The 19669-nt window shown below is 48.1% G+C and carries 19 protein-coding genes and 1 pseudogene; 17 read left to right on the plus strand and 3 right to left on the minus strand.

The genetic code is table 11. The annotated features are described in order from the left end of the window. The 6 genes and pseudogenes from QUB68_RS18500 to folP form a co-directional block, all read left to right on the plus strand. Positions 1-396, plus strand: a pseudogene (locus QUB68_RS18500) (photosystem II D2 protein (photosystem q(a) protein)); the annotation flags it as partial. A gap of 168 nt (positions 397-564) precedes the next feature. Continuing rightward, on the plus strand, positions 565-1944 hold the full coding sequence (gene psbC / locus QUB68_RS18505; protein WP_332995199.1) for a photosystem II reaction center protein CP43: 1380 nt from the start codon (positions 565-567) through the stop codon (positions 1942-1944). A 110-nt stretch (positions 1945-2054) separates the two neighbouring features. Next, complete coding sequence (locus QUB68_RS18510; protein ID WP_332995201.1) at positions 2055-2279, plus strand: hypothetical protein; 225 nt, start codon at positions 2055-2057, stop codon at positions 2277-2279. Further along, positions 2249-2434, plus strand: coding sequence for a PCP reductase family protein (locus tag QUB68_RS18515; RefSeq protein ID WP_332995202.1), 186 nt, complete (start codon positions 2249-2251; stop codon positions 2432-2434). Before QUB68_RS18510 ends, QUB68_RS18515 begins: the two co-directional genes overlap by 31 nt. A 68-nt stretch (positions 2435-2502) precedes the next feature. Beyond that, positions 2503-3228, plus strand: a complete 726-nt coding sequence (gene tpiA / locus QUB68_RS18520; protein WP_332995203.1) for a triose-phosphate isomerase — start codon at positions 2503-2505, stop codon at positions 3226-3228. A 191-nt stretch (positions 3229-3419) separates the two neighbouring features. Beyond that, positions 3420-4283 (plus strand): dihydropteroate synthase, encoded by an 864-nt coding sequence (gene folP / locus QUB68_RS18525; RefSeq protein WP_332995204.1) that lies wholly within the window; start codon positions 3420-3422, stop codon positions 4281-4283. Here folP and QUB68_RS18530 read toward each other — a convergent pair. Next, entirely contained in the window at positions 4274-5113 is an 840-nt protein-coding gene (locus tag QUB68_RS18530) for an SPFH domain-containing protein (protein WP_332995205.1), read from the minus strand. The two genes, folP and QUB68_RS18530, sit on opposite strands and share 10 nt — an antisense overlap. A 189-nt stretch (positions 5114-5302) precedes the next feature. Between QUB68_RS18530 and QUB68_RS18535 the strand changes: the two genes are divergently transcribed. Beyond that, positions 5303-6073, plus strand: a complete 771-nt coding sequence (locus QUB68_RS18535; protein WP_332995206.1) for a tetratricopeptide repeat protein — start codon at positions 5303-5305, stop codon at positions 6071-6073. A 209-nt stretch (positions 6074-6282) separates the two neighbouring features. On the opposite strand, the gene aroB is transcribed toward QUB68_RS18535, so the two are convergent. After that, positions 6283-7398: a 3-dehydroquinate synthase gene (gene aroB, locus QUB68_RS18540; RefSeq protein WP_332995207.1), complete on the minus strand. Its 1116-nt coding sequence runs from the start codon at positions 7396-7398 to the stop codon at positions 6283-6285. Between the two features lie 77 nt (positions 7399-7475). Between aroB and petL the strand changes: the two genes are divergently transcribed. Continuing rightward, positions 7476-7577, plus strand: coding sequence for a cytochrome b6-f complex subunit PetL (gene petL / locus QUB68_RS18545; RefSeq protein WP_332995208.1), 102 nt, complete (start codon positions 7476-7478; stop codon positions 7575-7577). On the opposite strand, the gene QUB68_RS18550 is transcribed toward petL, so the two are convergent. Next, positions 7570-7728, minus strand: coding sequence for a hypothetical protein (locus tag QUB68_RS18550; RefSeq protein WP_332995209.1), 159 nt, complete (start codon positions 7726-7728; stop codon positions 7570-7572). The two genes, petL and QUB68_RS18550, sit on opposite strands and share 8 nt — an antisense overlap. Positions 7729-7906: 178 nt before the next feature. Between QUB68_RS18550 and QUB68_RS18555 the strand changes: the two genes are divergently transcribed. The 9 genes from QUB68_RS18555 to QUB68_RS18595 all read left to right on the plus strand — a co-directional run bounded on the left by QUB68_RS18555 (position 7907) and on the right by QUB68_RS18595 (position 19593). Next, complete coding sequence (locus tag QUB68_RS18555; protein ID WP_332995211.1) at positions 7907-8497, plus strand: chromophore lyase CpcT/CpeT; 591 nt, start codon at positions 7907-7909, stop codon at positions 8495-8497. A gap of 110 nt (positions 8498-8607) precedes the next feature. Then, positions 8608-9759, plus strand: coding sequence for an NAD-dependent epimerase/dehydratase family protein (locus QUB68_RS18560; protein WP_332995213.1), 1152 nt, complete (start codon positions 8608-8610; stop codon positions 9757-9759). A 278-nt stretch (positions 9760-10037) separates the two neighbouring features. Then, positions 10038-10343 (plus strand): hypothetical protein, encoded by a 306-nt coding sequence (locus QUB68_RS18565; protein ID WP_332995214.1) that lies wholly within the window; start codon positions 10038-10040, stop codon positions 10341-10343. Positions 10344-10710: 367 nt separating this feature from the next. Next, complete coding sequence (locus tag QUB68_RS18570) at positions 10711-11844, plus strand: glycosyltransferase (RefSeq protein WP_332995215.1); 1134 nt, start codon at positions 10711-10713, stop codon at positions 11842-11844. Positions 11845-12375: 531 nt separating this feature from the next. Then, the gene (locus tag QUB68_RS18575) at positions 12376-15039 is read left to right on the plus strand and encodes a GAF domain-containing protein (RefSeq protein WP_332995217.1); all 2664 of its coding nucleotides are present in this window, start codon (positions 12376-12378) and stop codon (positions 15037-15039) included. Positions 15040-15189: 150 nt separating this feature from the next. Next, positions 15190-16332, plus strand: a complete 1143-nt coding sequence (locus QUB68_RS18580) for a sensor histidine kinase (protein WP_332995220.1) — start codon at positions 15190-15192, stop codon at positions 16330-16332. 448 nt (positions 16333-16780) lie between these two features. Further along, a complete protein-coding gene (locus tag QUB68_RS18585) occupies positions 16781-17611 on the plus strand; it encodes a GUN4 domain-containing protein (protein WP_332995222.1) in 831 nt (276 codons plus the stop codon). A gap of 562 nt (positions 17612-18173) precedes the next feature. Next, on the plus strand, positions 18174-18764 hold the full coding sequence (locus QUB68_RS18590; protein ID WP_332995223.1) for a YdcF family protein: 591 nt from the start codon (positions 18174-18176) through the stop codon (positions 18762-18764). 289 nt (positions 18765-19053) lie between these two features. Continuing rightward, complete coding sequence (locus tag QUB68_RS18595; RefSeq protein WP_332995225.1) at positions 19054-19593, plus strand: GAF domain-containing protein; 540 nt, start codon at positions 19054-19056, stop codon at positions 19591-19593. Positions 19594-19669: the final 76 nt, after the last annotated feature.

The raw sequence follows: 19669 nt of genomic DNA on the forward strand, positions 1-19669 counted from the left end.
CTGTTTGAAGATGGCGAAGGTGCAAACACTTTCCCAGCTTTTAACCCAACTCAGTCTGAAGAAACCTACTCGATGGTGACAGCCAACCGCTTCTGGAGCCAAATCTTCGGAATTGCCTTCTCTAACAAGCGTTGGTTGCACTTCTTCATGCTGTTCGTCCCCGTCACAGGCTTGTGGATGAGCTCCTTGGGTATCGTCGGTTTAGCATTAAACCTGCGCGCCTACGACTTCGTTTCCCAAGAATTGCGCGCTGCTGAAGATCCTGAGTTTGAAACGTTCTACACTAAGAACATTCTGCTTAACGAAGGCATTCGTGCTTGGATGGCTCCGACCGACCAACCCCACGAAAACTTCATCTTCCCAGAAGAAGTTCTGCCTCGCGGTAACGCACTTTAAAAAAATCAGGATTTGGATTTCAGATTAATTTAAATTTTTTAAATTGAAATTTAAATTGAAATCCAAATCCCAATTCCCCGGCGCAGGCGCGGTACTCCCGTGCCCTACTAGGGAACAAAAAAACCGAAATCCAAAACCTAAACCTAAAATCGTTGGAGGTTCTACCGCGTGGTAACGCTCTCTAATTCCTATGCAAGCGGTCGCGACCAAGAATCCTCCGGGTTCGCTTGGTGGTCTGGCAACGCTCGTTTAATCAATCTCTCTGGCAAACTGCTGGGCGCACACGTCGCTCACTCTGGTTTGATCGTGTTCTGGGCTGGAGCAATGACTTTGTTTGAAGTCGCTCACTTTATCCCAGAAAAACCCATGTACGAACAGGGCTTAATCTTGATGCCCCACGTCGCTACTTTGGGTTGGGGCGTCGGCCCCGGCGGTGAAGTCACTGATATCTTCCCGTTCTTCGTAGTCGGCGTTCTGCACTTGATTTCATCTGCTGTTCTCGGTTTGGGCGGCATTTATCACGCCGTTCGCGGCCCAGAAGTTCTCGAAGAATACTCTTCGTTCTTCGGCTACGACTGGAAAGACAAGAACCAGATGACCAACATCATCGGCTATCACCTGATTTTATTGGGTGGCGGCTGCTTGCTGCTGGTTGCTAAAGCCATGTTCTTCGGCGGTGTCTACGACACTTGGGCTCCGGGCGGCGGCGACGTGCGTATTATCACGAACCCCACTCTCAACCCGGCTGTGATTTTTGGCTATTTGGTTCGCTCTCCTTTCGGCGGCGAAGGCTGGATTGTCAGCGTCAACAACATGGAAGACATCATCGGCGGTCACATCTGGCTCGGCCTGATTTGTATCGCTGGCGGTGTTTGGCACATTTTGACCAAGCCTTTCGGCTGGGCTCGTCGCGCCTTAATCTGGTCTGGCGAAGCTTACCTGTCTTACAGCTTGGGCGCTTTGTCCCTCATGGGCTTCATCGCTTGCTGCTTTGTCTGGTTCAACAACACTGCTTACCCTAGCGAATTCTACGGCCCGACGGGCCCGGAAGCTTCTCAAGCGCAAGCTTTGACCTTCCTGATCCGCGACCAACGCTTGGGTGCTAACGTCGGTTCTGCACAAGGCCCTACCGGTCTGGGTAAATACCTGATGCGCTCTCCTACTGGCGAAATCATTTTCGGCGGTGAAACGATGCGTTTCTGGGATTTCCAAGGCCCTTGGTTGGAACCTTTGCGCGGTACTAACGGTTTGGACTTGAACAAAATCAAGAACGATATTCAGCCTTGGCAAGCTCGCCGCGCTGCTGAATACATGACTCACGCTCCTCTGGGTTCTTTGAACTCTGTGGGCGGCGTGGCAACTGAAGTTAACTCGTTTAACTTCACGTCTCCTCGTTCTTGGCTGTCTTGTTTCCACTTTGTGATGGGTTTCTTCTTCTTGATCGGCCACTTGTGGCACGCTGGTCGCGCTCGCGCGGCTGTCGCTGGTTTTGAGAGAGGTATCAATCGCGAAAATGAAGCGGTACTTTCTATGCCTGATTTGGACTAATCGATCGCATTTAATGTTGATTTGATTGTCTGATCGAAAAAGGCTCCTGCTTAACGGCGGGAGCTTTTTTTTGCAAAAATACCTGGAAAAAAGGGTTCATTTGGGGCTGAATGTGGCGCAAGCCTACTCAAGAATTCCCCCCCGGCACCAATACGGTTAGCTTAGTTAATGTCGTCGCGGTATCAACCGCCGAGTCTCCAGAGAGTTCGATCGCGCCGATCGCGCCTCAACATGGTAAATTCAGTCATACAGACTTTTGTCAAAATAGAAAACTGAGCGCTTGCAGTCGATCGCCCGATACGCCATGCCAGATTCCGAATTCTCAAACGATTTAAAATGGACGCCCGAAGCCAAGGCCAAGCTCAAAAACATTCCCTATTTTGTCCGGGGACAAGCCCGCGTCCGCATTGAGCAGCTAGCCCGCGAAGCCGAAACCGAAGTCGTCACCGTTGAGTTAGTTGAGCAAGCTCGCATCGAGTTTGGGCAATAAGGGATCGAAATGTACCCTAAAGCTCTAGACTATAAAATGCGTTGTAAGGACAAGGATTTAAAAAAATAGTGCGCAAAATAGTTATAGCTGGCAACTGGAAAATGTACAAAACTAGGGCAGAATCCCTAGAGTTTCTTCAAGGATTCATGTCCTGCCTGACGGAAACCCCAGACGAACGGGAAGTCGTGCTTTGCGTTCCCTTCACTGATTTGAGTGTCCTCTCGAAAAACCTGCACGGCAGCCGGATCAGACTCGGTGCTCAGAACTTGCACTGGCAAGAGTCTGGAGCTTATACGGGCGAAATTTCCGGGCAGATGCTTGCAGAACTTGGGGTGCGCTACGTCATCGTGGGCCACAGCGAGCGCCGACAATATTTTGGGGAAACTGACGAAACGGTGAATTGGCGGCTGAAAGCAGCTCAGAAATCCGGTTTAATTCCGATTCTGTGCGTGGGAGAGACAAAGCAGCAGCGGGATGCAGGAGAAACGGAATCTCATATCTTATCTCAGTTAGAAAAAGATTTGGTTGGTGTTGACCAAGATAACTTAGTAATAGCTTACGAACCGATTTGGGCGATCGGAACTGGCGACACTTGCGAAACGAAGGAAGCTAACCGAGTTATTGGTTTGATTCGCAGTAAATTGACTAATCCTGATGTGCCAATTCAGTACGGTGGCTCTGTTAAACCGGAGAATATTGATGAAGTTATGGCGATGCCTGAGATTGACGGGGTTCTGGTAGGCGGTGCGAGTTTGGAAGCGGAGAGTTTCGATAGAATTGTCAATTATAAATAATTGGTAATTGATAATTGGTAATTGGTTCCCAGGCCAAGAGCCTGGGAACCGATATAAGCGAGGCAGAGCCTCGCTTGGGAAAATGGAATGGAGGCAGAGCCTCCGGATCTGCATTACCAGGCTGGAGCCTGGTAACGAGTATAAAATTTGTGCTAATCTCCTTGGCGGTTTCTATAGATTTAAAATAACTAATGACCGATCGCAAATTAACCATTAGAAATCAATCTTTCGAGTGGGGGAAACGCACTTATTTAATGGGCGTTTTGAATGTTACCCCGGATAGTTTTAGCGACGGCGGCGATTTCAATACCATAGAATCTGCTTTAGCGCAAGCTGAAAATATGGTAAAATCCGGGGTAGATATTATTGATATTGGCGGTCAATCTACGCGGCCCGGAGCAGCGGAAATATCCTCTTCAGAGGAGATCGATCGCGTTATACCTGTGGTACACATACTGCGACAAAAAGCCGATATTTTTGGCTCAGTTCCTATTTCTGTCGATACTACCAGAGCGCAGGTTGCGAAAGCTGCGGTTGAGGCGGGAGCTGATATTGTTAACGATATTTCGGGAGCAACTTTTGACTCGGAAATGCTGTCAGCGGTTGCTCAGTTGAAAGTGCCAATAATTTTGATGCACATTCGGGGAACTCCCCAGACGATGCAACAACTCACAGATTATCGGGATTTAATTGGAGAAATTGGGGAATTTTTCGAGAGTCGAATTGCGGCGGCTGTGGCTGCGGGGATTGACAAATCTCAGATAATTATCGACCCTGGTATTGGCTTTGCTAAGACTTACAGTCAAAACTTGGAAATTCTACGGCAGTTGCCAAAGTTCCGTGGTTTGGACTGTCCGATTTTAGTCGGAGTATCCCGGAAAAGCTTTATCGGTCAGATTTTGAATCAGCCAGAAGCGAAACAAAGAATTTGGGGGACAGCGGCGGCTTGTACAGGTGCGATCGCGAATTCTGCCGATATTTTGCGAGTTCACGATGTCAAAGAAATGCGCGATGTTTGTCTGGTTGCCGACGCTATCTTCAGAAATCAGTCTTGAGAAGTGTTAGTATCGATAACTTTCATTTCTCCGCCCTCAGAATGAGGTATCACATCAGGTATAGAACCCATCAAATTGTTGAGGGCTTCTGTCATGTTCTTCGGGTCCATAAACAGAATTTTGGCATTGTCGCTTTCGCCCAATTTTTGTTGAGCGTCTAAGTATTTTTCGGTTACTAAGTAATTCAAAACTTGCTTGCTATTCGGATTGGAGTCTAAAGCTTCAACTAAGAGCCTCATGTACTCCTTAGTGCCGATCGCCTTATTGACCATTGCTTGCCACTCGCTCTTGGTAGCCCGCTCTTCTTCCATAGCTTCTTGCACCCTTTTCGGAGGTGTAATGCTTTGAATTTCTACGCGAATTACTTTGACGCCCCAAGTTTCGGTAGCTTCGTCCAACTTCTTGAGTAACTTTTTATTCATGTCATCTCGGGAACCCAAGATGTCTTGCATGGGCAATCGACCAATTTCAGCGCGAAACGTCGTTAAAACTAAGTTGGCGATCGCATTTTCAATTTGATCGATTCCATAATAAGCTTTCTGTAAATTCACAACCCGCCAATACACAACGGCATCGACTTCTAGAGCCACATTATCTCCCGTGATTGCTGATTGAGGTTTAATATCTAAAACTCTTTCACGGCTTGTGTCCACGCAGACGACTTTTTCGACCAGGGGACTGATAAAGTGGAATCCGGGCTTTAAGGTGCGCTTGTATTGACCCAAACGTTCGACTAAAGCTTCATCGCCACCGCTGACTATTTTGACGCTTGAGTTAACAGCGTAGCCGAGGATGAGCGCAAAGAGCATGGTGAGAATAGACTGCCCCATTTCTACTTTCCTGCTAAGGTTGACTGAGAATTGATCGGGAATATACTCTAATTTAACTCAAAATCTGCCGTAGAGTGCTAAAATATCTCGACTGTTAATAACGAGTTCAATAGTAGGCCGCCATGCGATCGGACTCTCACGGCGAAGCAGTGAAACCCAGGATATCAACAACACGTTTCCACAAAAGACATGAAAAACGATCGAGAGTTTCGCTTGTTCAAACCTTTGAGGTGGATCGCCCCAAGCATTTTGGTGGGTGCAGGAATCTGCCATGCCGCAGCGGCCCAACCGGTACAAGCTGAACCAATCGCCCTGCAACTCTCGCAAAACTTGCAGTCGCAGAACTTGCGGCCACCGCGCCGACAGCCGGCAGTTCCCGAAGTTCTATCCTACGAGATGAAGGGAGACGAACTCAGGATTTGCAAGCAGCAAGGCAACTCCGAGAAAAAGTGCGAAGTTGTAGGGAAAGGCTACACGGTGGGTTTGAGAACTGCCAACGACCTTTACGGTCAAGGAAATGCTGTCAATGCCGAAGCTTTGTACCGACAACTAATCGCTCGCTATCCGAAACAAGCGGATGCTTATTATAAGTTGGGAACTATGCTGTCGGGGCAAGGTAAAATGAGCGATGCGATCGCTCAATTCCAAAAAGCAATTGAAGTCAACCCGCAGCACGCCAAAGCTCACAACGATTTGGGCGTGGCGATGGCAAGTCAAGGAAAGTTGCCCGAGGCGATTGTTGAGTGGAGACAAGCCATTAAAATTAACAGCCAATATCCCGATGCTTTAAACAATTTGGGAGTCGGTTTGTACCAGCAAGGAACCAAGGAAAATCAAGCAGAGGCAGTAGACAGCCTCAAAAAAGCTAAGGAGTTATTTCTCAAGCAGGGTAGAACTCAATCGGCTACTAGGGTTGATCGAATTTTGGAGGAAATCAATTCGCAGTCGAGGGGGTCTTAAATTTAAACAATGTCCGAAAAGGTTTGATCGTGAGGACTTTAGTCCGCATCATCAGAGGACTAAAGTCCTCACGATCAAACCAATCTTAATTACGGTCATCCGAACGGACACGAGATCAAGAGTCGAGCCAAGGTTCACAGAAAAAACATGATTGGCGATCGGCATTAATCAGCCTTCATCTGCGGTTAAACACGCCCAAAAACCCGACTTTAAAGCATTTCCTTCAAAACTTGTAAAATCACATCTCCATCCACCCGATCGCTCACAGCAGCCTCGCCCAAGCGCACCGGCAGCACAAACCGCACCTTGCCATCCTGCACCTTCTTGTCGAGTTGCAGAGTATTCAAAATTTCCTCAACATCGACACCAGCAGGTAATTTAGCAGGCAAACCCGCTTTTTCAATTAAAGCAGACTGGCGGCGATCGCACTCAGCATCCCACATTCCCAACTCCACAGCCAACCGACTGGATGCAGCCATACCGATTGCCACACCTTCCCCGTGATTGATCACCTTGTAATTAGTCAAACTTTCTACAGCATGACCGATCGTGTGTCCATAATTCAAAATCGCCCGCAAACCCGATTCCTTCTCATCCTTGCTAACCACCTCAGCCTTAGCTTGGCCAGACCTGATCAAAATTTCAGCCAACAAATCCGCCTTCACGTAGCGCATTTGATCCAAACGCTTGCAATTCTCCAACTTTCCGAAAAGTTCAGCATCCCAAATCACGCCATACTTGATGACTTCCGCCATCGCCGAACGAAACTCTCGCGCCGGCAGAGTTTTGAGAACATCCGGGTCAATCAAAACCAAACGTGGCTGATGAAAAGCCCCGATTAAATTCTTCCCAGAAGGATGATTTACCCCCGTTTTCCCGCCAATAGAAGCATCAACCATCGCCAGCAGCGAAGTCGGAACCTGCACGACATTAATTCCGCGCAGCCAAGTCGCCGCCGCAAAACCGGTGATATCGCCAACCACCCCGCCGCCCAAAGCCACCATTGTCGAGGAACGTTCTAAGCGGTTTGCCAAAGCCTCATTATAAATTTTCTGCACCGAATTCAAAGTTTTGTACTGTTCTCCCGGTGGTAGGATGCAGGTACTGACTTCAAACCCGGCGGATTCGAGGGCTGCTGTTGCTCTTTCGCCATATTGCCGAAAAATCGACTGATTCGAGACCAGCAGCACTTTTTTGCCCAAACTTAGATCGCCCATCATAGTGCCGAGCTCGTCTAATCCGCCCGTTGGCGTAGCCCCCGTAGGGGATCGCACGCAAACATTGTAAGATTGTGGCCCCAAGTCAACTTTAATTATCGATTGCATATTTATCTAATTTAGATATTAGATTTTCGATTATAGTTCTTATAGGTCTTTTTATTGATTATTTTGGAGAAATTGCAATGAGTCTTACCGGAGCAATAACTTATTTTGGGATTTTCGGCGGCATGGTCGGCTTGGCGACAGTGCTGATGTTTGGTCTGCGGGCTGTCAAACTCATCTAGCGCCCGAAATTCGACGCGGTTCGTAAAGGATGAAACCTCGGGAAAAAGTACCGGGGCGGGCGATCGCATTTGTGCAAAAAAGCTCTAAGTTTACCTGTAGATTTACGGCCCAAATGCGATCGACCATCACCAAAAAATCGCAGCTCATCATTATCCCGCTCAGCCTCCCATTTCCCGTAAAAAAAAAATTGTACTTTGGCAAAATCGCCAATTCCAAATATTTAATTTAAAATCGCAGATCCTCACTCGCGCGACAAAATCCCTCTTTCCCCTAAAATAACTTTTACTAGCCCCAATCTCAAATCTCAAATCCAAAATCTAAAATCGAAATGACCCATTCCACCGATATCGTCACCCTCGCCCGCTGGATGGCCTCCGACTTCAGCAATCAAGCCCAAGCTTTTGAAAATCCGCCATTTTTCGCCCACATCCGCGTCTGCATGAGACCTTTGCCCGTGGAAGTTCTGGACGGGATTAGCTTGTACTTAGAACAAGCCTATGATATCGAACTGCACGTCCCGTACCGAGTGCGAGTTTTGAAATTAGTCCCGGCGGGCGATCGCATCGACATCGAAAATTATGCCATAGAAAACGAAGAACAATTCTACGGCGCATCCCGCGACCCGCAACGGCTGCAAGAAATCACAAAAGCACAACTGACACTGCTCCCGGGATGCACCTTTTTTACGCACTGGACGGGCAACAGCTTCAAAGGGTCTGTCGAACCCGGAAAAGGCTGTTCCGTGGTCAGAAAGGGCAAAAAAACCTATCTAGACAGCGAATTTGAGATTGATGGCAACAAGTTTATCAGTCATGATCGCGGACGCGACCCAGAAACCGACGCCCACGTCTGGGGAGCCCTCGCCGGCCCCTTTGAATTCACCCGCCGCGCCAGCTTCGCCGACGAAATTCAGGTTTGAGGCCGAAAAACCGAGTCTCAACTTGGCGAACACGCTCGATTAAAGGTTCACAATGCACCATTACCTGGTACATTAACCCAGTATTGGCAAGCAAGATTCACCGTTGATTTATGAAAGTCCTGGTTATTGGTGGCGATGGCTATTGCGGTTGGGCAACCGCACTCTACCTTTCTAACAAAGGTCACGAAGTTGGCATCCTCGACAGCTTCGTGCGGCGGCACTGGGATCTGGAACTGTGCAGCGACACCCTCACTCCCATTGCACCGATTCAGCAACGACTCCAGCGATGGCAAGATTTAACGGGTAAGTCGATCGACTTGTTCGTCGGTGACATCACCAACTACGATTTTCTCAGCAAAAGTATGAGAAAATTTGCACCAGAGGCGATCGTCCATTTCGGCGAACAGCGTTCGGCACCCTTCTCAATGATCGATCGCGAACACGCAGTCCTCACCCAAGTCAATAACGTCGTCGGGACACTCAACCTGCTGTACGCCATCCGCGAAGACTTCCCCGACTGTCACCTAGTGAAACTCGGGACAATGGGCGAATACGGCACGCCGAATATTGACATTGAAGAAGGCTATATTACGATCGAACACAACGGCCGGAAAGATACACTACCCTATCCCAAACAACCAGGCAGTTTCTACCACCTTTCCAAAGTCCACGACTCCCACAACATCCATTTTGCCTGCAAAATCTGGGGTTTAAGAGCCACAGACTTAAATCAGGGCGTAGTCTACGGCGTGCTCACAGAAGAAACCGGCATGGACGAACTGTTAATCAACCGTTTGGACTACGACGGAGTATTCGGTACGGCATTAAACAGATTTTGCATCCAAGCTGCGATCGGTCATCCTTTGACAGTTTACGGCACTGGCGGGCAGACCCGCACCTTCTTAGACATTCGGGACACCGTGCGGTGCGTGGAATTAGCAATCGCCAACCCCGCCGCCGCCGGAGAATTCCGCGTCTTCAACCAATTCACCGAACAATTCAGCGTCGGCGATTTAGCCTCATTGGTGCAAAAAGCAGGCACGGCAATGGGATTAAAAGTAGAAATAAACCATCTCGAAAATCCCAGAGTCGAGAAAGAAGAACATTATTTCAATGCCAAAAACACCAGTTTGCTAGACCTCGGTTTGCAGCCGCACTATCTCTCAGATTCCCTGCTCGATTCTTTGTTGAATTTTGCTACAAAATATCAGCACCGCGTCGATAAAAACCAGATTTTGCCGAAGGTTTCTTGGCGCAGGTAAGTTCGGGCATTTAGCTGCGGGAGAGAGTTTTTTTAACGAACCGCGAAGGCGCAGTACGCGAAGCGGTGCGTAAGCACTAGGGCGCGAAGTAAGAGAGGAGAAGGGAAGAGAAGGGAAAGGTTCGCTAATTCTGAAGGGAGTTGGCTATATATTACTTTTTTCAGCTCTAAAGATGCTCTATCTTTTTTCTTTTTTTCTTTGTGTCCTCTGCTTCCTCTGCGGTTAATTGAAAAATTGCATTAAAGTTTTTTCTGCTAGCTTGTTTCCGAATAAATACTGTGAAAAGTCGAATTCTCATCTTGTTACTTTTAGTTATTTTGCCCGGATTTTCAGCAAGTGCAGTTTGTGCTTATTATTTGGTACCTGAATGGGCTTCACTAACGGCGAGTTATCAAAATTACCGTCGAGTTAGCGAATCGCCGAATGCTACTGAAAAAGAAATCTTAATTGCCAGAACTGCACAGGAAATTCACCGAATTAACTGCTTTGCTGAAGGTGTGGGATTGCTTTTAGGTGGGATAATTGTATCAATTGGTATTCAGGGGATTTGCATTTTACCCCAGAAACCTCTCGATCGCAATTAAGTAGTCATTGCCAAAAAACAATAGTATCTGGTAGGGGCAGGTTTAGCGTAGGATCTATGAAACAAGCCAGTTGATTAAGGCAAAACCTGCCCGACAGATCTAATGTTTATTTGTACCCACCTACTTTAGTGGCGGTGAAACCGCAGGATCGCCCGCAATGACTTACTCCCCGCGAGACAGTAGACGAGCAATTGCATTCAGGCGCTCTCAATTCTTGAAATTATCTGCGTTTATCTGTGTTGATCTGCCTTAGATCTGCGGTTGACCGATCGATCAAAGATTTAGGCAATTCAAGTAAGAGTGTATCCTGCGATCGACTCTGAGGTTTGTCAGCGGCTAAGATTATCAGTTCCCTAATTAACTTATTATGAAAATTGCTCTGTTCACTGAAACATTTTGGCCGAAAATAGACGGGATTGTGACGCGCTTGATTCACACTGTAGAGCACTTGCAGCGATCGGGCGAACAAGTTCTGATATTTTCTCCAGATTACGGGATTACAGAATACAAAGGCGCCCGAGTTTACGGTGTGGAGGGTTTGCCTTTGCCGATGTACCCGGAACTGAAAATGGCACTTCCCAGTCCGGCGATTGGCCAACAATTACAGCAGTTTAAACCGGATATTATTCATGTTGTCAATCCTGCTATTTTGGGATTGGGTGGCATATATTACGGCAAAAAACTCAACATACCGATTCTCGCCTCTTACCACACGCATTTGCCCAAATATTTGCACCATTACGGTTTTGGAATGCTCGAACCTTTGCTGTGGGAATTGCTCAAAGGCGCTCACAATCAAGCCGAATTGAATCTGTGCACTTCCACAGCCATGGTGGAGGAGTTGAGAACTCACGGCATTGAGCGGGTAGACTTGTGGCAGCGGGGCGTGGATACTGAAATGTTTGTTCCCGAATTGGCGAGTCGAGAAATGCGATCGCGCCTTTCTGAAAATAACCCCGATAGTCCTCTGCTGCTCTACGTCGGCCGCCTCGGTGCCGAAAAAGAAATCGAGTCGATCAAACCAGTCCTCAGCGCGATTCCCAACGCCCGCCTCGCCCTCGTGGGAGACGGCCCGCACCGCCAAACCCTCGAACAATATTTTGCCGGCACCCCCACAAATTTTGTTGGCTACCTCAAGGGGCAAGAATTGGGTTCTGCTTACGCATCTGCCGACGCCTTCATTTTTCCCTCCCGCACCGAAACCTTGGGGTTAGTGCTCCTGGAAGCTATGGCTGCGGGGACGCCCGTAGTGGCGGCGCGCAGTGGCGGAATTCCCGATATCGTCACTGACGGCGTTAACGGATATTTATTTGACCCCACCGACGAAACAGGTGCTTTGGCGGCCACACAACGTCTGTTTGCGAATCCCGAAGAACGGGAAAGCCTGCGCCAAAACGCTCGCTCTGAAGCCGAACGCTGGGGTTGGGCCGCCGCCACCGCACAACTGCGGCGCTACTATCAATCGGTGGTATTTGCCCAGTCCATGCCCTCTGCTGCCTAAATGGCAAGCTGTCACGCCTTTAAAGGGCACCGACAGCTTAGGTCGTTTTAGCTTTTCGATTTGAGATGGGAATCACTGATGGCGATTCACGAAGAGGGATAGCTCCGCTTCACGCGGTTTTCAATTGATCTACAGTTTCCAAAGGAATGCAACTATAGATCGGCTTCGATCGCCCGATGTCGGTTTGCAGCCGGGACGGATGCCCTGCAAAACCGATGAAATTTCTTGCTGCTGAGACTGGCCGCAGGTATCATGCTGTGGCGTTTACGATTAAACTAATGAGTAGCTTTGTCGCAATGCCTCGCGCCCAACAGCGATAGCGCCATTCACAGTATCGAGGTTGTAAAAAAACCTTCGAGCATATCTAACCAGTAAACTGAAGTAGCGCGCACCACCTTGCAACTCGCGATTCACCAAAGCGACAAGCGAGTGCCGACACGCTAGCAAACCACAAACAAGAGTTTGCACCGCCGCAGCATCTAGTGCCGATCGACCTGCGGGTCAGTCTACCCTCTGAGCAAGCAGTTAATCATGACATTCTCCAATACTGGTAGCGTTCTGGCTACACTGACTCAAGTCAATTTTATGGGGGCATTAACCTCCCGTGTTAAGAGCCTGCCAGTTCCTGAATTAGTGTGCCTGCTGGACTTTATCACGGCTGAATTTCAGCAATTTATCCGGGCGATCGACCTGATCAACAATGAAGCACTCGAAACTCTCTTACAGCAACTCTTAGATGCCTTCACTGTCAAAATTGGTCAGATTCTGCAAGCAGACCGGACAACAATTTTTTTGGTTGACTCTAGCAAAAATCAAATTTGGCACAAAACAGCCCACGCGCTCACGGGCGAAGATGTAGAAGTTCGCTTGCCGATGGATGCAGGCATTTTGGGCTATGTAGCAACTACCGGAACATCGATAAATGTGACCTCGGCTAGAGAAAACGAGCATTTTAATTCCGAAGTAGACGAGCCCCCGGGCTACGCGATCGAGACAATTCTCTGTATGCCGATTTTTAGCAGCAAAAGCCAAAACGAACCCGTAGCTGTGGTGAGGCTGTTAAATAAAGCTGGCAATGTCGCCTTTACCGAGGAAGACGAACAGCAGTTTCAAACTTTTGCAGATTCGATCGGGATTATTCTCGAAAGCTGTCAGTCTTTCTACGTGGTGGCCCGCAACCAGCGAGGGGTTGCCGCACTTTTGAGAGCGACCACGACTTTGGGTCAAAGCCTTGACTTGGAAACAACTTTGCGCTCTGTCATGGATCAAGCTCGCGACTTGATGCAAGCCGATCGCAGCACGCTATTTTTGTTAAATCGGGAAGCAAACGAACTCTGGACAAAAGTCGCCACAGCCGACGACAAAACGATGGTCGAAATCCGCATTCCTGCTAATAAAGGAATTGCGGGCTACGTGGCTTCGACCGGTCAACCTCTAAATATTACAGATGCTTACGACGATCCCCGCTTCGATCCCTCTACAGACCAGAAAACCGGATACCGCACTCGCACTGTCTTGTGTATGCCGGTACACAACGCTAAAGGTGAGCTGATCGGGGTAACTCAGCTAATTAATAAGACTCAAGGCACTTTCACTACTTCCGACGAAGAGTTTTTGCGAGCGTTTAATTCCCAAGCCGGAATGGCGCTGCAAAATTCTCAACTGTTTCAAAACGTGATGGTGGAAAAGCAGTATCAAAAAGATATGCTGCAAAGTCTTTCAGACGCAGTGATTTCCACCGATTTGCAGGGGCGAGTGGTCACGATTAACGAAGCGGCGCTAGAATTGTTGGGCTGTCCGGTAAATCAAGATAAAAGCAAACACCATCTCCTGATTTGGGAAAATAAACTGATCGATCGCTATGTTTGGGAAGTTGTGCCGATCGACAATTTGCAATTTCGACTCGAAGACAGTCTCCTAAATGCTGCCAGACATTACGTTCCCGAACAAAGTTTAAATTTGGGACTGTTGGTGGAAAAACTGTTTGGTTCAGCAGCAGAAACCGCAGCAGAAACCGAAGCAGAAAGTTACATTTTGGCCGTGCCCGATCGCAATGACCCGAATTTATACTACGCTTGGGGGGAAAACCACGCCTGGACTGAGGAAGTAGCGCTGGCAGAATTAGCTAATTCCCAATCTCTATTTTCGCTGCCGAATGCTGCCCTGTATCATCCTTATTGTCCCCTGCCCATCCCCGCCTCACAAATTAAAGTAATTGAACGCAGTTTGAATTTAACAGTCAACCCGCTGATCAATCCAGAAGGCGGCGTGCGCGGCGGTTTAGTGGTGCTCGAAGACATCAGCCGCGAAAAGCGGATGAAAACAACGATGTCTCGCTACATGACTCCCGGAGTCGTAGATAAAGTCATGGCCTTGGGCGAAGGCTCCCTGATGGTCGGCGAACGCAAAGAAGTTACTATTTTATTTTCCGACATTCGCGGCTACACCACCCTGACCGAAAATCTGGGAGCGTCGGAAGTTGTGGCCCTACTGAACCAGTATTTTGAGACGATGGTGGAGGCAGTTTTCCACTACGAAGGCACTTTAGACAAGTTTATCGGCGATGCTTTAATGGCCGTGTTCGGCGCGCCCCTGCCGCTCAATCCGCCGGAAAGTCACGGTTGGATGGCCGTTCAGTCGGCTTTAGATATGCGCCGGCGTTTGAAAGAGTTTAATGATTCTCGCCCCGGCGAAGATCCGTTTCGCTTCGGAATTGGGATTAGTTCTGGAGAGGTGGTTTCGGGAAATATCGGTTCGGAAAAGCGGATGGATTACACGGTAATCGGGGACGCGGTAAATTTGAGTTCCCGCTTGGAACAGCTTACAAAGGAGTACGGCTGCGATATCATTTTGAGCGAATTTACTTACAATTTGTGCCGCGAACGGATTTGGGTGCGAGAGTTGGACAAGGTGCGGGTGAAGGGCAAAAATCAGCCGGTTGGCATTTACGAGTTGCTGCAAATTAGTTCCGATCCCCTGGACGGCGAAACCGAAAGGTTTTTGGAACTTTACAACAACGGCCGCCATGCTTATATGAAGAGAAATTTTCAACAAGCTATTAATTGGTTTGAGGCGGCTTTAGCAATGCGACCGAGCGATCGACCTGTGGAAGTTCACTTGCAGCGCTCCCTCAGCTATTTGGAAATATCCCCGCCTGACGATTGGGACGGCGTTCATACTATGACAACAAAGTAGTAGATTATATCACATCCGAGTGCTCAAATGTAAAAAGATTGGATAAAGTTTTGAGATCTTCCTTATGACAGAGTTAAGAAGTAGAAAAATGTGAAAACATAAATCGGATGCCAAGTTAAAGTTAGTATTTATTTCCAGGCCAACAATTAGATGAACTATTTATCTGTTCCCAATGCCACAAAAGCCGATCGCATTCTGGTTGTAGATGACGCACCAGATAATGTTTTGTTGGTGCAGACAATCCTGGAAGAGGAAGGTTACGAAATTAGCACGGCCGAGAACGGCTTTTCGGCCTTAAGCCAAATTGACAAGTCAGCCCCCGATTTGGTACTGCTAGACGTAATGATGCCGGGAATGGACGGTTACGAAGTCACCCAGCGAATGCGACAAAACAAGGAATTGCCCTTTATCCCGATTTTGCTGATCACAGCTCACGACAGCGCCAGCGTAGTCCAGGGACTGGACATGGGAGCAGACGACTTCATCCGCAAACCCGTGGAAATGGACGAACTGCTGGCGAGGGTGCGATCGCTCCTGCGCCTAAAACACAGCGTAGACGAACGAAATTCGATCGCCCTCCAGCGCGAAGATTTTGTCTCGCGACTCGCTCACGACTTGCGGACGCCCCTGGTAGCAGCCGATCGAATGCTCACCTTAATGCAGCAGGGAGCTTTGGGAGAAATCTCGCCTCAGATGGGCGACGCTTTCGGAACAATGGTTCGCAGCAACAAAAACCTGATCGCGATGGTGAATATGCTGCTGGAAGTCTACCGCTACGAAGCAGGCCGCAAATCCCTAAGTTTCGCTCCCGTTGACTTGCGCCAGCTTATTAATGAGGTAGCTGAAGAACTAGCTCCCCTAGCCGATGCTAAAAATTTATCGCTGAATCTAGACTTGACAGAAAGTGCAGAAAGTGCTCCGATTGCCAAATATCCGGGCGATCGTTTGGAGCTGCACCGCTTGCTGACAAACTTAATCGGGAATGCGATCAAATTCACCGACAGCGGCTCAATAGATGTCCACTTAAAAGCTGCCAATTCACCTGCTTATACCAGCTTCAAAAACCAACCGCTGGCTTGGGTAATTATGGAAGTCCAAGACACCGGCGCCGGCATTTCTCCCACAGAACAAGCCAAGTTATTTGAAAGGTTTGGCTCGGGAACTCACAAGAAATCTAGCACAGGTTTGGGACTGCACCTCTGCCGCCAAATAGTCGAAGCTCACCGCGGCACCATTGAGGCAAAATCCGAGTTGGGTAAAGGCAGTTTGTTTACTATTCGCTTGCCTTGTTAGAGCGATTTAATTAACTGTAGACGACTTATTTGATAAATGTTTGATGGAGAGCAACCGCAGATGTAAAGCAGATAAACACAGATAGACGCAGATAATTAAAGATGATTTGCGAAAAAATGCAGGAAGTAAAAGTAGGGTGCATCAGATTAAGAGATTGTCGGGGAAAATTTGCCATCTCAAAAATGAAGCACTCCCGGAATCAATGGTGCGTCAGAATTAGACTATCGGCGATTATTGAAAAACACTAAACTGACGCACCCTACCCCTGACTTATGAGAACATGATTACAAAAATCGCTTTTGTGTCTTAAATTTATCTGCGTTTGTCTGCGTTAATCTGTCTTAAATCTGCGGTTTTGGTATTCATCAAAGATTTATGCAATTGCTCGTCTATTATCCTAGGAGCATATTGCATTATATAATTGCTGGGCAACCGAATTTATGGCAATATGTCTAACTGTCCAGTGTGCGGTGCCCAATACATAGAAGAAAAAGCAGAGTTATGCTCGATTTGCGGCTGGGATTTGACTCCCTACCCGCCGCGCGCTAAGCCTTCCAAAACTTATTTAAAACAAGAACAAGTTAGATTGCAATGGGCAAAACAAATGTGGGAATCGGCCCGCAATCAACAAAATTGGTCAGCAAGATTTGACGAGTTGCAACAGGAATTGCAGCAAGGCGCGATCGCCCGCACGTACCTGCAATCTCAGTTAGAATGGGTTCTGTACCGCCTCGAACAACTAAACCCCGAATCCATTGCCACCACTTTACTGCGACTCGAAGAGAAAATCGGCGCCTTACCTGACAAAACTCCGGCTATCTCGGAAGTGGGGATGGACTATCGGCAACTCACAAAGCTGTTAGAAACCGGAAAATGGCGCAAAGCTGACGAACACACTTGGGAAATTTTGCTGCAAATCGCTGTCCGCGAAGATGAAGGCTGGCTGAGTGCAGCCGATATTGACAGTTTTCCTCTTACAGACCTTCGCACGATCGACCAACTTTGGCAACAACACAGCAGCGGGCGGTTCGGGTTGAGCGTACAGCAGCAGATTTGGGACAGTACCGCAGGCAATTATACACAATTGTGCGATCGAGTCGGCTGGCGAGTTAAGGCAAATTGGAAATATTACAGCGAACTCTCCTTCAGCGAAAATGCTCCCCCCGGACACCTCCCCGTCACCGCCTGGAGACAGCGCGCCTGTTACGGTAGCGGTAAACTCACCGCAGCCGAAAACTTTGCCCGCATTGTCGGGAGAGTTGCTACGGGCGATCGCTAATCCCAAATAAAAAATTCAAAATCGACCGCGAGCTGCTATAATCAAAACGGTTCAGCAACTGGGGCTGTGGCTCAGATGGATAGAGCAAGCGCCTCCTGAAGAATCGGGCACCCTGCGAGGAAACTCTGGGAGTGAATGTGGTCAAACTCAAGGAAGCCTAAGTCTGACGACAGATACGGTAATCTTGAGCCAAGCTTTATCTAAATTTTGTTTAGGTAAGGAAGGTGCAGAGACTGGCTTTAGGAAGTAAACACAATAAAACCTCCTAAACATACGGCCGCCACCTAAAGGCTGCAAAGCCCACGGTGAAGGAATAGTCCAGAGAGTGGGGAAACTCACACAAATCTGAAGCGCTAGGTCGCCGGTTCGAACCCGGCCAGTCCCGTTAAAAATCGAGAACCAATAACATCAGAGGGGCAAAACTTAGGCTTTGCCCTTTTGTTTTGCATATCCGCTAACCAATTCACCCTTTTAAAATTTTTAATTCCTGTTAGTGGGTTGTACGTGCGGTATTTTTTGTTATGGTTCCTTTGTCAGCTATACAAAGTTTTTATAGGTTTAGATGTGGTTAAGAATCAATTCAAACACGCGGCGTTACAAGCGTTTGAGGACTTCACGCAGTTTCTGGTTCCTAGTCGGACTTTTGATGGCCTCTTGGTTTGGCTATCAGCAGCTTAAGAGCGAACTTCAGAGACCCCAAGCTTTGTTAGTTCTAGGCGGGGCTACGGAGCGAGAGGTGTTTGCCGCCAAATTTGCTCGCAAGCATCCTGAATTGCCGATTTGGGTGTCTTCTGGCAGCAATCCAGAGTTTGCAGAATGGGTTTTTTCACAAGCGGGAATTCAGTCCGATCGCCTGCACCTAGACTACAGAGCGGTGGATACGGTAACAAATTTTACCACGCTGGTAGATGAATTGAAAGCTAGAGGAATTGAGAGCGTGTATCTGATCACTTCTGACGATCATATGCGGCGAGCTCAGATTATCGGCGAAATCGTACTCGGCAGTAGAGGCATTAGTTTTAAGCCTGTAGCAGTTCCGTCTGGGCGAACCCCTGAACCGGTGCAAAAAGCTGTGCGCGACGGCGCTAGAGCTATTCTTTGGCTGACAACCGGTTATACGGGTGCTAACTTCAGTCAAGCCAGAATTGAATAAACAAAGGGAAGAAGTCAGTAGTCAGTAGTCATTAGTCAGTAGTCATTAGTCATCAGGACAAGGAAGCAACATGAAGAAGGAAGCAACAGGAAGAAAATCTCATATTTGTGCAATTAAGAACGCCCTAAAGGTCGGGTGCGGTTGCGATAAAATCCTTTTCCCTTCCCCAAGCTTTTAAAACTTGTCTTTTATAGCGATTTCACAAACCGCGAAGATGCTGATGACAAATCCGTCAGATAAGAAGATTAGTAGTTTAAAATCTGTAGGTGAACTTCAAGACCGAAAGTTAATGAGCAACCAAATTCTCCCGCAAGTTTTGGAGCAAATTTTGAGTGACAGCAAGACTGCGGATGCTGTTTTTTCGGCTTTGGTGCCGGCGTTAGGCGAGGTGTTAAATTGCGATCGCGTCTTTCTCTACCTCCGCAATCCTGAAACCCAAACGGGCAGAACACCTTACTGCTGGTGTCGCAACTCGAACTATCCCGATGTTAGCGGTGTCCAGTGGAAAAAAGAACCGGAATCTTTAGGGGAAGAAGACCCTTTGTTTGCGGCAGCTTTGCGAACTGAACCGTCGATTTTTGTGGAGGATGTTGAAACAGCAAATCCTGAAGTTGTTAACAAAGATTTTGAGGCAAAAGAGTTCGGACATCGTGCTTTGATTCACGCTCATCTTTGTGCTGACGGCTTATTGTGGGGGGTTTTGCAGCCTTGTATTTTCGATCGCCCCAGAGTTTGGACTGACTTCGATCGCCAAGTTATCGCAGCAGTTACAGAAAAAATTTCGCCCTTGGCTGTTGCTTTTGTAACCGCTGCTAAAGCAGAAATCTGAGCGTCTGATTATATCAACTCCGAGCGATCGCTTATATTTATTGTTTAGTGCGAGCTTCTAGCTCGCGAGCGAGACG

Origin of the sequence: Microcoleus sp. A006_D1 (assembly GCF_036702805.1) — a bacterium.
Taxonomy (GTDB): Bacteria; Cyanobacteriota; Cyanobacteriia; order Cyanobacteriales; family Microcoleaceae; genus Microcoleus.